The organism is Sorangium sp. So ce887 (genome assembly GCF_051521455.1).
GTDB lineage: Bacteria > Myxococcota_A > Polyangia > Polyangiales > Polyangiaceae > Sorangium.
Window position 1 is genome coordinate 7,138,519 of the sequence record NZ_CP150354.1, and the last position, 14,165, is coordinate 7,152,683.

14 protein-coding genes and 1 pseudogene are annotated in these 14,165 nt (G+C 68.0%); 7 read left to right on the top strand and 8 right to left on the bottom strand.

Features of this window, described 5'->3' with window-relative positions; all coding sequences use genetic code 11:
• Positions 1-68 precede the first annotated feature (68 nt).
• The 3 genes from WMF36_RS26410 (at position 69) to WMF36_RS26420 (ending at position 2,405) form a co-directional block, all read left to right on the top strand.
• Positions 69-713 carry an LLM class flavin-dependent oxidoreductase gene (locus WMF36_RS26410; protein ID WP_437581961.1) on the top strand — a complete coding sequence of 215 codons (645 nt, stop codon included), beginning with the start codon at positions 69-71 and terminating at the stop codon, positions 711-713.
• 311 nt (positions 714-1,024) lie between these two features.
• The gene (locus tag WMF36_RS26415) at positions 1,025-2,134 is read left to right on the top strand and encodes an IS630 family transposase (protein WP_437573529.1); all 1,110 of its coding nucleotides are present in this window, start codon (positions 1,025-1,027) and stop codon (positions 2,132-2,134) included.
• Entirely contained in the window at positions 2,109-2,405 is a 297-nt protein-coding gene (locus WMF36_RS26420; protein ID WP_437573530.1) for a hypothetical protein, read from the top strand. Before WMF36_RS26415 ends, WMF36_RS26420 begins: the two co-directional genes overlap by 26 nt.
• Positions 2,406-2,739: 334 nt before the next feature.
• Here the strand turns inward: WMF36_RS26420 and WMF36_RS26425 are convergent, their stop codons facing one another.
• The 5 genes and pseudogenes from WMF36_RS26425 to WMF36_RS26445 all read right to left on the bottom strand — a co-directional run bounded on the left by WMF36_RS26425 (position 2,740) and on the right by WMF36_RS26445 (position 7,827).
• Positions 2,740-3,126, bottom strand: a complete 387-nt coding sequence (locus WMF36_RS26425) for a hypothetical protein (protein WP_437573531.1) — start codon at positions 3,124-3,126, stop codon at positions 2,740-2,742.
• A 483-nt stretch (positions 3,127-3,609) separates the two neighbouring features.
• Positions 3,610-4,305 (bottom strand): annotated as a pseudogene (gene rarD, locus WMF36_RS26430) (EamA family transporter RarD); the annotation flags it as partial.
• Between the two features lie 351 nt (positions 4,306-4,656).
• Positions 4,657-5,499 (bottom strand): transposase, encoded by an 843-nt coding sequence (locus tag WMF36_RS26435; protein ID WP_437573532.1) that lies wholly within the window; start codon positions 5,497-5,499, stop codon positions 4,657-4,659.
• Positions 5,500-5,643: 144 nt separating this feature from the next.
• A complete protein-coding gene (locus tag WMF36_RS26440) occupies positions 5,644-6,477 on the bottom strand; it encodes a hypothetical protein (RefSeq protein ID WP_437573533.1) in 834 nt (277 codons plus the stop codon).
• A gap of 549 nt (positions 6,478-7,026) precedes the next feature.
• Positions 7,027-7,827 carry a hypothetical protein gene (locus WMF36_RS26445; protein WP_437573535.1) on the bottom strand — a complete coding sequence of 267 codons (801 nt, stop codon included), beginning with the start codon at positions 7,825-7,827 and terminating at the stop codon, positions 7,027-7,029.
• 396 nt (positions 7,828-8,223) lie between these two features.
• Between WMF36_RS26445 and tnpB the strand changes: the two genes are divergently transcribed.
• Both tnpB and WMF36_RS26455 read left to right on the top strand, forming a co-directional pair.
• Complete coding sequence (gene tnpB / locus WMF36_RS26450; protein ID WP_437573536.1) at positions 8,224-8,577, top strand: IS66 family insertion sequence element accessory protein TnpB; 354 nt, start codon at positions 8,224-8,226, stop codon at positions 8,575-8,577.
• 724 nt (positions 8,578-9,301) lie between these two features.
• Positions 9,302-9,772, top strand: coding sequence for a hypothetical protein (locus tag WMF36_RS26455; RefSeq protein WP_437573537.1), 471 nt, complete (start codon positions 9,302-9,304; stop codon positions 9,770-9,772).
• Positions 9,773-10,027: 255 nt separating this feature from the next.
• Here WMF36_RS26455 and WMF36_RS26460 read toward each other — a convergent pair whose 3' ends face one another.
• Positions 10,028-10,909 (bottom strand): alpha/beta hydrolase, encoded by an 882-nt coding sequence (locus tag WMF36_RS26460; protein WP_437573538.1) that lies wholly within the window; start codon positions 10,907-10,909, stop codon positions 10,028-10,030.
• A gap of 385 nt (positions 10,910-11,294) precedes the next feature.
• On the opposite strand from WMF36_RS26460, the gene WMF36_RS26465 reads away from it, so the two are divergent.
• Positions 11,295-12,116, top strand: coding sequence for an SDR family oxidoreductase (locus tag WMF36_RS26465; protein WP_437581962.1), 822 nt, complete (start codon positions 11,295-11,297; stop codon positions 12,114-12,116).
• A 56-nt stretch (positions 12,117-12,172) separates the two neighbouring features.
• On the top strand, positions 12,173-13,162 hold the full coding sequence (locus tag WMF36_RS26470; RefSeq protein ID WP_437581963.1) for an AraC family transcriptional regulator ligand-binding domain-containing protein: 990 nt from the start codon (positions 12,173-12,175) through the stop codon (positions 13,160-13,162).
• Positions 13,163-13,296: 134 nt separating this feature from the next.
• On the opposite strand, the gene WMF36_RS26475 is transcribed toward WMF36_RS26470, so the two are convergent.
• Together WMF36_RS26475 and WMF36_RS26480 are read right to left on the bottom strand one after the other, a co-directional pair.
• Positions 13,297-13,800: an SRPBCC family protein gene (locus tag WMF36_RS26475; protein WP_437573539.1), complete on the bottom strand. Its 504-nt coding sequence runs from the start codon at positions 13,798-13,800 to the stop codon at positions 13,297-13,299.
• 119 nt (positions 13,801-13,919) lie between these two features.
• Positions 13,920-14,108, bottom strand: coding sequence for an ATP-binding protein (locus WMF36_RS26480; RefSeq protein WP_437581964.1), 189 nt, complete (start codon positions 14,106-14,108; stop codon positions 13,920-13,922).
• Positions 14,109-14,165 lie beyond the last annotated feature (57 nt).

Sequence of the window (14,165 nt, forward strand, 5' to 3'; positions counted from 1 at the left end):
CGCCGTAGGAGCGCCGCGTCCTCTTCCTGCGCTGTGCGCTACGGCGACGTGGGAAGAGAGCCTATGCGCTGCGGCATTACCCACTTCGTCATCGATCGCGGTATCGGCATCGTAGAGCTGGCGCGCGCCGTAGAGGCGCGCGGCTTCGACTCGCCCACGGCGTCGACTTCCGCCGCCGCCGGGCGCTGGTGCGCGAGCAAATCCTCGCCATGCAGCGCCTGTGGAGCGACGAGGTCGCCTCCTTCGAGGGCGAGCTCGTCCACCTCCCGCCCTCGTGGGCCTGGCCCAAGCCGATGCAGCGCCCGCGTCCCCCCATCCTTATCGGCGGCGCCCCTTCGCCGCGCCTCTTCGAGCACATCGCCGAGTACGCCGACGGCTGGCTGCCCATCGGGGGCGCGGGCGTGGCAGCGGCGGTGCCGGACCTCCACCGCGCCTTCGAGCGCGCCGCGCGAACCCCGTCGGCGCGGGCGCGCCGCCACCAGCCGCGCCGCCGCCCGTCGCGCTGCCGGTGCCCGCGCCGCTGCCCGAGGTGGCGCCGGTGCCAGCGCCCGCGCCTGCGCCGGTGCCGCCCTGGCCAGAGCCGGCGCCGGAGCCCACGTTGCTGCCGCCCGCTCCGGTCCCGTCCCCGCCAGCGCCTCCCGCGCCGACTCCGGGCTCGTCCGCCCCGCATGCCGGGAGCGCGGCAGCGAGCGAGAAACAGCTCAAGAGTGTAAGCCGCTTCATCGCGTACCTCGCATTGCCGCTCTTCCTGGGACTGGCGAGGCGCCTCCCGGCCTTGAGCGGACTGATGGTCTTCGTTCTCGCCTAGTACAGCGTTCCCGAAGTTCGTCCCTGGATCTACGGCGCGCCAGCCCAGGCGCTCGCGGTAGCTCGTGGCCCGAGCGCGGCGAGCGTACGCACGGTAGATTCCGGAGCGCGAGGCGGTTTTCCCAGCCCATGCAGGACCGCTTGCGCTTTTGAAGCCCTCAGCGCCGGGCAAGTCCCACGCGCGTAGGTGGCCCACGCTCGCGCCAGATCGGTCCTGTTGCCTGCGCCGCTGCGCCAGAAGCTGGAGCACACGACGCGCTCGCCCAAGGCCTCGCAGCGCGATGCGCAGCGCGCCAGGATCGCGCTCTTGGCCGATGAGGGATGGAGCAACGAGCAAATCCAGCGCGAGCTGGACTGCGACATCAAGACGGTGCGCAAGTGGCGCAACCGGATCGCGGAGGTTGCTGACGAGGCGATGCTGCAGGACAGAGCGCGCTCAGGCCGACCGCCGCGCGTGGCGACCGCAGTGCATTACGAGCTCATCAAGCTGGCCTGCAGCCGTCCCGACGAACACAAGGTCCCGTTCGAGCAGGTCTGGACGCTGGAGCAGCTGGCGAAGGCCCTGAAGCTCGAGACCCAGGTGGAGCTGAGCCGCACCGAGATCTGGCGCGTGCTGCGGGGAGCCAGCCTCCGACCGCATCGCGTCCGGCTGTGGCTGCACAGCCCGGACCCGGACTTCCGCCCCAAGGTCGAGGCGATCTGCAAGCTGTACCTGGAGACTCCCGCAGGCGTCACCGTGCTCTGCGTCGACGAGAAGACCGGCATGCAGGCGCTGGAGCATCGGTTCGTCATGCAGCCGTGTCGTAGCCGCCAAGCCGCGCGCAAGGAGTTCGAGTACAAGCGCAACGGCACGCGCACGCTGATCGGTGCCTTCAACGTCAAGACGGGCGAGGTGGTGGCGCGCTGCGAACCGACGCGCACCGCCGCCGATCTGCTCGCGTTCATGGACAAGGTGGCGGAGCGCTACCCCACGGGCGACGTCTACATCGTCTGGGACAACCTCAACATTCACCACGGTGCCAGGTGGAACGAGTTCAGCGCGCGGCACGGCGGGCGCTTTCACTTCGTCTACACGCCTCTGCATGCGTCGTGGGTCAATCAGATCGAGCTGTGGTTCAGCATCCTGAGCCGTCGGGTGCTCAAGAACGCCTCCTTCGGCTCCGCCGAGGAGTTGAGCCGTCGCGTGCTCGACTTCGTGCGCCACTGGAACGAGCACGACGCGCGACCTTTTCGGTGGAAATTTCGGGGCCAGTGGAGGGCGACCTTGCCGTCCTACGCAGCCTGGGCTTCGGTGCAAGCTCATGACGAAGCAGCATGCCGCCCCTGAGCACGCCGCCGCGGTCCGCTCCTACCTCGCAGCCCAGGGGCTCTCCCACCTGCGGGCCCGCAAGCACGGGCAGATGGTGATCATGGAGTCGGGTCCTGAAGCCGACCCGATCGCCCACGCCAGGCTGCGCCGCGACACCGTCCACCTCTGGACGCTCGAGATCGCGACCCACACCGGCAGGTGGGAGAAGACCGGCTTCCGCGGCCTGTGGCAGGACTTGCTCAAGCTGCTGATGACCGACTTCCCCTGGACTCTCGCGCCGATCGAATAACCCCCGCCGCGATGGTGGTGCGTCGTCGGGGCGTTCCGTCCGCGTCCCGCGACGACTTCGCTTCATTCACAAGCCCGGCCGGCCAGCCAGGACCGTAGCCGGATGGCACCCCGCCCCCCGCCGATCCAGGGACGAACTTCGGGAACGCTGTACTAGCCCGGGCTGTACCAAGACCACCGCAGTTAGAGGTACAGGTACACCACGACGCACACGGCAGCGGACATGATGACGTGCGCACCGTGGGCGACGGCCAGATCGATGGCACGGGCGAGGTCGAGCTGAGAGCAGCCCTGACGCGCCGGGGCTCTCGGGCGGGCTCGGCTCTCTGCGCTGCTTACGGGATCGGCCTCTTCCGGAGGGCCGCGTTTGCCTTGTAGGCTGCCTTGTAGGCGTCATGGCACGCTTTGCAGTCGGCCTTCACGTCGTCCGTCTTGTTGGCCTTGAGGTCGTCGACCGTCTTCTTGGCCAGCTTGGTCCAGTCCTTCATATCAGGGCCGCCGAACGTTTGTATTTTCTCTATCCCTTTGACGATCGCAGCGAGGTCGCCACTTGCCATGGGCGTACCCGCGTTGTCACGCATCCACTTCTGGAGCGGGCAGGGCTTCGTCGTGCCATTGCACTGCACCTCGGCGATCGCTGTGCTCGGGAGCGCTGCGACACCGACGGCACCGGTCACGACCACTGCCAGGACGGCCAGCCACGCTTTCTGCATCCTTACCATGAAAGAATCCTCCAGGTTGGACCTCGCCAGGGCGCCGTCTTCGCCGGGAATGCGGCTCCCTCACAAGAATCATCGAGCAATGGGCAAGCAAGACGTGTACCATGCCGTGGGGGCGCTGGTAGATGATTTCAGGCCGCTATGCGACCGGCGAAAACGCCCCGGCGCGCCTTGGGAAACGGCAGCGAGAGCTGCCCCAGGGGCACAGCCTTACGCCTCGGCAGCCCCCGCGCCACGTGAGGACAGGTGTCCGCATGAACGTGAGGACAGATGTCCGCATGAACGTGAGGACAGATGTCCGCATGAACGTGAGGACAGGTGTCCGCATGAACTGACGCTGGGTCGGGAACGTCATTGAATGTGATCGAGCGCGGCGGACGAGAATGAGAGGGCGGCGGCGAAAGCGAGATAGCCTGAGCACAGGCGCCGCACAGAGGGCCTCCGCGGATAAGGCCGCGAACATGGCCTCAAGCTCCTCGCGGCTCGTTACGCTCTACCTGCAGAGATGCGACCATATCGCATGCCTTCTACTGAATACACCACAAGCGCCGACCAGACGAGCAGGAAACCGATCAGCTTCACGTAATCGAACGGCTCATGGTAGAGAAACACCCCGAGCAGGAACTGCAGCGTCGGACTAACGTACTGCAGAAAACCCAGCGGCGAGAAGGGGATGCGCCGCGCACCGGCAGCAAATAGCACGAGCGGCACCGCGGTGAACGGCCCGGCCAGGAGCAGCAGCGCGCGCGTGCCGGCGTCGGCCTGGCCGAACGCAGCCCGGCCCTCGGCAGAGAGCCATCCCAGCGTGGCGGCGGCGAATGGGAACAGCAGCATGGCCTCCAGCGTCAGCCCTTCGAGCGCGCCCAACGATGCGGTCTTGCGTAGCAGGCCATACGCGCTGAAGCTGAGCGCTAGCACCAGAGCGAGCCAGGGCAGCTGGCCCACGCGTGCGGTCAGCCACGCCACACCTATGCCTGCCATCGCCACCGACAGCCACTGTCCCAGTCGCAGGCGCTCCCTCAGCAGCACGACGCCGAACAGCACGCTGATCAGTGGATTGATGAAGAAACCGAGGCTCGCGTCGACCACGCGATCGCTGTTCACTGCCCAGATGTAGATGAGCCAGTTGACCGACAGCAGCATCGCGGTGGCGATGAAGCGGCCGATCACGGTCGGGCTGCGGAGCGCCGGCGCGTAGGCAAATCAAGCCGGATCGCAGCGCGAGGAACTGTAGTGCGGCAGAGCGAAAGGATGGGACCGCGAGCGTCGTGATGGCTCGGTCCTGGGTCGAAAGAGCGTGGTCCGGGCGGCGCGGCGCGCGCTAAGGGGCGCATCGGCGTGCCGTGGGCACACGTGTCCGTCCGGGCGTTGGTCTGGCCCGAGAGGCGCGTCGCGAGACGCTATACGGCGTCACCGAGCGCCTTGCGGCGCACAACGGTGCTTTTCCAGTACAGTGGTCCCTGGTTGGGAGAGCGTGCTGGAACATCGGTCGGCTCGCCGAGCGCGCAGAGGAAGCGGACGATGTGCCGGGGCTCAGTGACCATGGCGACGAGCTTCATCCGCCCCTTGCAAGTTGGGCACTCGAGGACATCGATCGCAACTGTGCGGCGCAAGAGCTCGGCGCGGTTTGTCGACCGCCCGATAGCCGCCACGCTTGCGTTTCGGAGCGGCGTCATCGTCCGCCTTCGTAGACTCTTCTGGCTTCGCAGGGCGCGGTCCGATGCGCTTGCGCCATGGACTCGCCGACGCGAGCACGCCCGCGTACTTGACGGTGTGAAAGCGCGGCGGCGGAACGCTGGCCGCGAGGCGGCACAAGAGCGAGAGCGGATCCCTGTCCACCGCGACAGTCCCGTCAGCGAAGGCGCGCCTCCGCGACAGCCGCACCAGGCCGTCCTGCTGCGGCTCGACGCGCTCGTTTGCGATCGGGGGTCGCAGCACGTAATGCAGCAGCGCCTCCCTCGCCTCGGCATGGTGCGCACCGGCGCGCGTCGCTGCGTGCAAGGTGAAGCCATCGAGCGCAGCGCACAGCGGCTTGTCGTACGCGAGCGCACTCGGACAATACGACGAGAGCCCGCGGAGCCATTGCGGGCCGGCGGGCGGCTCTCGTCCCGAGACGGCGGAGGCACAGAGCGCTGCCTCGGGCTCGTCCTCCTCCTCGACGTCGTGCTCGATCTCGAGATGCCCGTGCCGCCGGAGGTAACGGAGCATCCGCCCGACGGCGTGCTCCAGGACCTGACCGACCTCGCCCGTTCGCAGGTGACAGAGCTCGTTCCACACGAGCTCGGTGCCGTCTTCGTGATAAGCCCCGTCGAGGAAGACCACGTGCAGATGCGGATTGAGCCGCATGTCGCCGGACGTGCGTTGCACGACGGTCACCGCGCCGCTCTTGGCCGCGCCGCACGCGCCTCGGCGCGAGGCGCGCTTTTCGTAGGCTCGCGCGCGAGCGCCGCATCCGAGCGAACCGGCGCCCGAGCGCCGCGGGGGCGAGCGCGGCCGGGTGACCTGCTCGCTACGTCAACGTCAACGCGCCCCCGCCCCGACGCGCGCGAGCGCGTCGGGAAAGAGGCCCACCTCGGCCTCGCTGCGCGTCTCCAGCGTCTCGGGATCGGGCCGGAGCACCTTGCCCGGCGTCACGGTCTGGTCGCCCTCGCAGACGATGAAGAGCCCGTGCTCCTGGTCGAGCTCCGCGAGGTGCGGCCTGGGGCATTCCGCGCTGATGTTCCGGGAGACGGCGCCGCTGTCGTCCGGGGCCATGCCGCTCCGCGCGATCGTGTCGGGCACCTGCGTCGGCACGTAGATGGCGCTCCCGTCCGGGGCCCACGCGCTGAAGTAGGGGGCGCCGATCGAGCGCGCGCTTGAGATCGAAATGAGAGACGACCACGCGCCCGCCGTCCTCCGAGATCGCGATGTCGCCCGGGTTGGGCTCGACGCGCGCCTGCCCGAGGACGCGCAGGTCGTCGAGCGCGAGCTTCTGGACATAGCCGGCCACCGCGCTCCCGCCGTGCACCGCGTGGGGGCCGCTCGAGCCGGCGGTGGCCGGGTAGCGATGTAGAGCGCGCCGCCCGCGGCGTCCACGACCACGCGATGGGGCCCATCGATCGTCACGGGATCGCGGCCCACGGGGCGGACGCCGAACCGCTCCCCGGTCTCGAGCGCGATGAGGGAGATCGTCTCGGAGAGGCTATCGGTCACCACGCCCATCCCGCCGTCTGGAATCGCGATCTCCGGGCGCCGGTCCGGATAGGCGTCGCCCTCGTAAGCGCCGTAGCGGGTTTCGATGAGGGGATCGGGGTCGCTGCAGCTCGCCAGCGCCGCCGCCGCGAGCGCGCACCCCAGGAATCGCGCGATGACCATGGATGACCTCGAGAGGAGCGCCGCCAGCCCGGGCACGCCGCATCCTAGCAGCCGCCCGCGCGGGCGGGCTCGCCCTACTACGGATCAGCCCGCCCGTGCGCTCCGAGGCGCCCGATGGTGCGGCGACCTTGCAGGAAGGCTCCAGTCTTACAGGGTGAGAGACACTCGAGTCTCCCGGTATCGGTTCCGCTTGGGGTCGCATCAGCGCTGAAGATTTCCTGCGTGACTGCGTGTTTCTCCTGTGTTCGCCGTCCTCGCGCTCATCGGCTGCTCCACGCGCCACGTACACGCTCGCGGGGGGCGCGCGCGGGCCGCCGCCGTCGTTGCCACCGCCGCTGCCACGATTGCCGCCGCCCTCGTTGCCGGCGCCGCCGCTGCCCGCACTGCCGCCGCTGCCCCAACATCCGATGCGAGACGGCACATCGATGCCTCGACAGCGCTGCATGCAACTGCACCATACCCCTGCTTCCTGGCACGGCTCGCTACTGGCCACAGCCGGAGTGCGTCCATGCATGCAGGCAAAAATCTCAGATCATGTCAAGATTTCAATCATGGCCGCAACGTAAAAAACGTGTTTCCAGCCAACGTACGAAATCTCGCGAATCTGGGCCCTGGACTTCCAGTCCCTGCGGCTCTCCACCCGAACAAGCCTGTTGAACTTGGGTTCCGGATGGCGACCCGCAACCGAGCCACATCGATAGCATTCTGTATAAAATTTCGAAAATCCGACTGCATTCGATCATTGTCATTATTCGCGATATTAACCATCTGCTGCAGCCGACGACGAACCCCCTGATCGTAGTTCGGATAATCGGAAAACCCATCAAACTGATCGACGGCACGAATGATGTCGATCAAATTTCTCGCCCCGCGTGCCCCGAATTGAGAAGGATCGGTCGCCAATCGATTCTCCAGAACCCGTTGCATCCACCCCATACTCTCCAATGTGTCTGCTGCCAGGTAGTCTGCGTGGGAAGGACCGCGGGCCTCCGACATCAATAGTCTGACGACAGCTCCAGCTTCAGTAGCAGGATCCGGCAACTCTATCGCAACGTCAACCACAACCCTTAGTGTCGCCTGGATTCCTGACCGTGTCGCCGCAGTCACCGTTACAGCGCCACTACCTGATGTTGTAGCAAGCGCGCTGAGGTAAAACGAAAAATTGCCAACGGCGCGTATACGAGGTATGCCATCGACGCTAACCACATCAGGATCACTGCTCGTTATTCTGGGAACGACATCCGAGCGTGGAACATCGGCGAGCTCGATGCCGGCCGAAGAGTTCCCTTCGATGCTCGATATGTGAATAGTCACAGCCGTAACATCTGTTCCATGTCGCCGAAAACGCATATATCACCTTCATATAGCGCAAGGCCCAAATCGACGCTTTACTCCTGCATCACTCTCCAGGCCTGTGCAAGGCCAGGGTCTCTCCCAGCGACTCGCAATCCCACAGCAACGAGTCGACCCACATCTTCGTTACGATGCTGGCGGATAATTGGAAACATGACCGTCCGTAGCGCAAGCGCCCGACCAACGCCAGCGTGATCGTCGGCGCAGCGCCGGTTACCTGTCCCCCTTCGCGACGAAGGAGGAAGCGATGGCAACGAGGGTGGAGGGGGTCGAGCGATGGGAGCGCAGCGGGCTGATTGCCGAGAAGCTCGCGCGGCACGAGGGGTACAAGCTTCACCAGCTGTACTGGTGCCGCTGCAAGCTGCGGGCCTACGGACCTTCGCAGCCCCTGCCGTGGTCCTCGACGGAGGCGCCGCGCTTCCTGCCGGTGCAGTGGTGGCCGACGCCTCGCCGGTCGTGGCGGAGCCGCTCGAGATCGCGCTGTCCAAGGGGCGGGTGGTTCGCGTTCGGCCGGGCTTCGATCTCGCCACGCTCGAGCGCCGCGTCGGAGACGTCGTGCTGACGCTGCCGCCGTCGATGCGCGTCTGCGTCGCGGCCGAGCCGGCTGACCTGAGGAAGCGCTTCAATGGCCTGTCGTCGTTGGTCGCGCAGCGCCTCGATGCCGACCCGCGCTGCGGACATCTGTTCGTGTGCAGGAAACGGCGAGGGAACCAGATCCGCGTCTTGTTCTGGGACCGCACTGGATAACGCCATCTTCGCCGAAAAACTCGCTCATGGTCGCTTCCAGCTCTCAAGTCGAAGCCGGCCACCTCATGCATTCCGGAGGCAGTGATGCTTATCTCATCTTATGTCTTCTCGTCATCAATGCGGAATAAAGTAATTAAAATTACATTTTTGCCCGTTCGAGGTTGGTCGCCCCATCTAAGGCAGTACTCCGGCGCACCGGCCCTCCGGCGCCCGCGCACGGGCCGGTCGGTTTCCAAACGGACCCCGTGAGCTGCCCGCAAATCTGGGCATGAGCACACTTGCACACTTTTTCCCCCGACCGACGACCCCTCCCGCGCTCCCAGCTGGAATTCCGTTCACGCCGCCGCGATGCAGCTCCTCCCGCGCTCGCTCCGGCTCCTGGGGGTCGCCGAGCCCGACCTCGACGACCTCTCCCAGGACGTCCTGCTCGCTGCGTACGAGAGCCTGGATCGGTTCGATCCCGCCTACCCCGCCTCCTCGCCGCCGCCTCCGCAGGAGGCCGCCCCGTCCGGCGACCCGCCGCCGCGGGATGCCAGGCGCCAGCGCGGCAGCGCGGAGGCCCGCTGGGTGTTCGGGATCGCCTGGCGGAAGGTCAGCCACTACCTCGACCGCGCCTACCGCCGCCGCGAGGTGCCGAACGGCTTGCACCCCGGACCGTACCACCAGGCCGCCGAGCAGCGAGCAGCGCCTCGCCGAGCGAGAGCGGCTCGCGCTCGCGGTCGAGGTGCTCGGCACGATCGCCCCCGAGCGGCGCATCCTCCTCGTCCTGCACGAGGCCTACGAGGTGCCGATCGTCGATGTCGCGCGCGCCCTCGGCATCAACTACAACACCGCCACCAACCGGCTGCGCCTCGCCCGCGAGGACTACCGCGCCGCCGTCGCGCGGCTGCGCCCCGAGCAGCGACAGGCGCTGCGCGCCGGCTGGCTCGTGTTCCCGCTGGCGTCCGACTTCCTCGTGCGCGACGGCGGCGCGAGCGCCCCGGCGCCGGCCGGCGTCCACCGCGCGATGGCTCACGCTGCAGGTGATTGCTCGGGTCAAGGAGACGCCGGCCGGAGGGGCCCCCGGCCGACGACACGTTCAGCGCAGCCGGACCCTGACCGGGCCGGAGCTCAGCCGGCCAACGCGCTCCTCGACCTCCATGGCCGCGCGAGCCTACACTCGAGTGCCTTGCCCAGGTCGGCTCAGTGCGCCTAATGCGAAATTGAGCTGCCTGCGGGCTCTGCCCGCGCGTCAGATCCAATTGGGGCTCGGGCGGCTCTTCCTTGTTCGGACGGTCGATGTTTGCCCTGCACTTCCGAGTCATACCGCATGTCCACTTGTACACCCCAAAGCTTCTCAGTCGGGGTCGCTGCGGACATGGGGCCTCCCGGCGCTCGGCGAGGGTGCGAGCGTCCTGCCCTGAGCTACCCCCTTCCGCGCCCCGCGCAGAAGTCGACGAGCGCGCCCGCTTCAAGGCGCCGGCGCCGCGTCCGCGAGGCCGTCGGCGGCCCGCCCGATCCGCTCCAAGATCTCGCCCACTTCCTCGTCGGAGGTGTCGTGCTCGACCCCGACGTACTCGCGCAGCTCCGCGGTGTACCCGGCGCGCCGCAGCTCGGCGATCGAGGCGCGCGCGCCTTGGGTCGGCACCGCCAGGTCGGAGGCGCCGTGGAAGGCCGTGACCGGCGGGAGCGTCGCCGGGCGCGGCCCCGAGCTTAGCGCCGCCGACGGGTAGAGCGACGGCGGGAGCAGGCCGCTGATGGGGAAGGCGGCCGCCAGCGCCTCGGGGTGGGTGACCGCCAGGGCGAAGGTCATGATGCCGCCCTGGGAGAAGCCGGTGACGAGGGGCTTGCCGACGGTGGGGCGGGCGGCTACCAGGGCGGCGAGCGCGGCGGCGATCCGATCTGCTTCCCGCGTGACCAGGGGGGCGGCGACGTCGTCGCTGACGGAGTCGTACCAGATGTACATCCCGCCGCTCGGGTGGCCGTACGGGAGGATGAGCCGGGCGCGGCGGCGGTAGCGCCGGAGCAGCTGCAGGAAGTCCGCGGGGTCCCCGCCCATGGGGTGCAGCGCGACGATGATCGGCACCCGCTCGTCGGGTCGCGCCCCGCCCGTCATGTGCTCGAGGTAGCGCACGCCCGCGATCTCGCCCCGGGTGGTGCTCCCCGGCGCTCCCGCCGGCGGCGGAGGCGCGACCGGCACCGCTGCCGGCGTCTCCGACGACGGACGCGCGGCCGCCGACCCCGCTGGGGGCGCCGGCGCCGGCTCGCGGCTGCACCCAGGCCCCGCCAGGAGGACCACGCCGATGGAGAGGAGCAGGCGCAAGCGAAGGGGATCGGCCGACGGGTGGCGCATCGGTACAACATTACTCCGATCGCGGGAGCGATGCCGCGCGCAAGCCACCGAGCGCGGTGAGGAAGCGGGCGATGTTGCTCGGCTCGGTGATCATGGCGACGCGCTTCATCCTGCCCTTGCAGGCCGGGCACTCGAGGACATGAGACCACGCGCGAGGGCGGTTGCACATCGCTACTTGCGCAGCGCGAGACGCGCGGCCCATCGTTAAGAAGCCGTGAGTGAGCCCGGGGCCCTCGATGAGGTCCACCGCGACTCCATCGCCGTCTGCCGTTGGGTGTCGGAGCGGCTCGGTGGGTCGGTGGCGCGAACGGATAGTCGATTGGCACCCGTTGCGAGTGTGGACACGGTCGGCGACGCCTACGTTGGGTCGCAGGAGATTCACCACATGACCAAGACGATTCTCATTACCGGAAGTTCGAGCGGTCTCGGCCGCGCCACGGCCAAGCATTTTCACGCAAAGGGGTGGAACGTCGTCGCGACGATGCGCAACCCCGAACGCGAGGAGGAGCTGATTCGGCTCGACCGGGTGCTCGTCACCCGTCTCGACGTGCAGGACCTTGCCTCCATCCAAGCCGCCGTCGACGCGGGCATCTCCAAGTTCGGGCGCATCGACGCGCTCATGAACAACGCGGGCTACGGGGCGTACGGACCGCTCGAGGTGACCTCGCTCGACAAGATACGTCGCCAGTTCGACGTGAACGTCCTCGGCGTCCTCGCGACGACGAAGGCGCTCTTGCCGCACTTTCGCGCGAACCGAAGCGGCGTCATCGTCAACATCTCCTCTGGGGGCGGCCGCGTCACGCTCCCGCTTGGCACGCTGTATCACGGGACGAAGTTCGCGGTCGAGGGGCTCTCCGAGTCGCTCCACTTCGAGCTCGCGCCGCTCGGGGTTCGCGTGAAGATCGTCGAGCCGGGCGCGATTAAGACGGATTTCATGAGCCGCTCGCTCGACTTCAGCAACGACCCGCAGCTCAGCGAGTACCAGCCGCTCGTGCAGAAGGTCCTCGCCGTGATAGGCCCCATGATGGAACAGGGTGCGCCGCCAGAGAGAGTCGCCGAGAGCGTGTACACCGCGACCACCGACGACTCGAACCAGCTCCGGTACGAGGTCGGCGTTGACGTCGTAGAACTGCTCGGGAGCCGCCGCTCGATGGACGACGCCGCCTTCCTTGGCGGTATGCGGACCCAGTTCGGGCTGGAGGGGTAGCGCCAGGCCATTGCGGCGCGATCGGATCGCGTGGCACACTCCGAGCGATGGTCGTCATGCACGCGCAGTCCTACACCCTCGACACGACCTGGCGCGCCTTGCTGAAGGATCTCGGCGTCTCGTCGGCGAACGTGCTGCGCCGTGCTGGCCTCGCGGAGGATCTCCTCCAGCAGCCTTCCGTGCGACTCGCGTCCGAGGACTACTACCGGCTCTGGGATGGCATCGAGGCTGAGCTGGGCGACGCGCTCCTCCCGCTCCGCTTGTGCGGGGCGATCCGCAGCGAGTCGTTCTCGCCGCCTCTGTTCGCCGCGCTGTGCAGCCCGAACCTCCTCTGCGCCGCGCGGCGCGTCGCGCAATACAAGCGCCTCATCGGGCCCATGCGCATCGATGTCACCGAGGAGCGCGAGGTGGTGTCCTTCGAGTTGACCTGGCTCGACGCGCCGCTCACGCCGCCGCTCTCGTTGGTCGTGACCGAGCTCCTGTTCTCGGTCGCGATCGCGCGCATGGCGACCCGCGAACCCGTGCGGCCGATCGAGGTGACGACCACGGTGCTGCCGTCGCCGATCGCGGCCTACGAGCAGTTCCTCGGCGTGCGCATGAGGAGGGGCACCAAGCACCGCGTGTCGTTCACGGCTGCTGATGCGCACCGGCATTTTCTGACCTCGGACGACAGCCGGTGGCGCACGTTCGAACCGACGTTGCGCCAGCGCCTCGCCGACCTCGACTCGTCGGTGCCCACCTCGGAGCGCGTGAGCGCCGCGCTGCTCGAAGGGCTCCCAAGCGGCCTCGTTACGATGGAGACGATCGCGCTGCGCCTCGGGCTCAGCAAACGGACGCTGCAACGGCGGATCGAAGACGAGGGGACGAGCTTCCAGCAGATCTTGAAGGAGACGCGCGAAGCGCTCGCGCGCCACTACCTGGAGAAGACTTCGCTGCCTGTCGCAGAGATCTCCTTCCTGCTCGGCTTCTCGGAGCCGAACTCGTTCTACCGCGCCTTCCGAGCATGGACTGGAACCACGCCAGACCAGGCCCGGCGCGCTGTTTGATCGGCGAGGCGCGTCAGTCCACGTCCTCGGCGAAGGCTCGCCGAAGATGTCTGCCATGCGCTGCCTCCCGGGTGGAAAGCCGTCCGGGGAGGCGCGTCGGGGTAAGGGCGCGTGGATCGTACAGAAAGCTGCGGTCAGGGAGCCGGTTTCGCATTGTTCATCGGGAAAGCGCGCTGCGCCGGGCGCGCGAGGTGCTCTGCCTCGATCAGCGTCTTCAGCCGCCCCATCTCCTCGCGCACGTCCCTCGCCAGCCATTCACGCAGGAACGGATCCATCACCCAGCGCCACGGCGCGAAGAAGCGGAAGCGCTCGGTATGCACCACGCGGGTGCCCACGGCGGTCTCGTCGAGATCGAAGCCGCCCTCGAAGGTGAGGAACAGGCAAGCGGGGAACGAGCGCAGGCTGCGATAGCGCACCGCGTGGCGGCCAAGGATCGTCATCTCGAGCGTCACCGGCGGCCCCGGGAGGCCGCGCAGCTTGCCGTCGTGGCGCATCCAGATGCGGTCGCCCTCGCGGCGCATGCCGAGGACGCGGCCGATCTTCCAGTCGGCAAGCTTGTACCGATGGAGGTCCGTCACGAAGTCGATGATGGCTTCCGGCGGTCGCTGGATGACCGCCTCGCTGATCCCCTCGATCATGCCGCCGTCATAGGGCCCCCCGCGCTGCGAGGGAAGGCCTGTAGACGGCCATCACGATCCGCGGGTTCCGGACGCGATCTCGCCGTCGGCTGACGAGACCGCGCCCGGGTTCCGCGTCGTCACCGCCGCGGCCTGGGCGTGCGGCCTTTCTTCTCCAGCCGCTCCTTGTCGCGCCACGAGTCGGCGTCGATGTCGAGGACGTGGCAGTGCTGGGCGAAGCGGTCGACCAGCGCCCCGAGGCACGGCGCATCTCCAAACACCGTGCCCCACTGCTTGTAGGGCCCGGGAGGCGCGTCGCGAGACGCTATACGGCGTCACCGAGACTCGAGGACATCGATCGCACATGTGCGGCGCAAGAGCTCGGC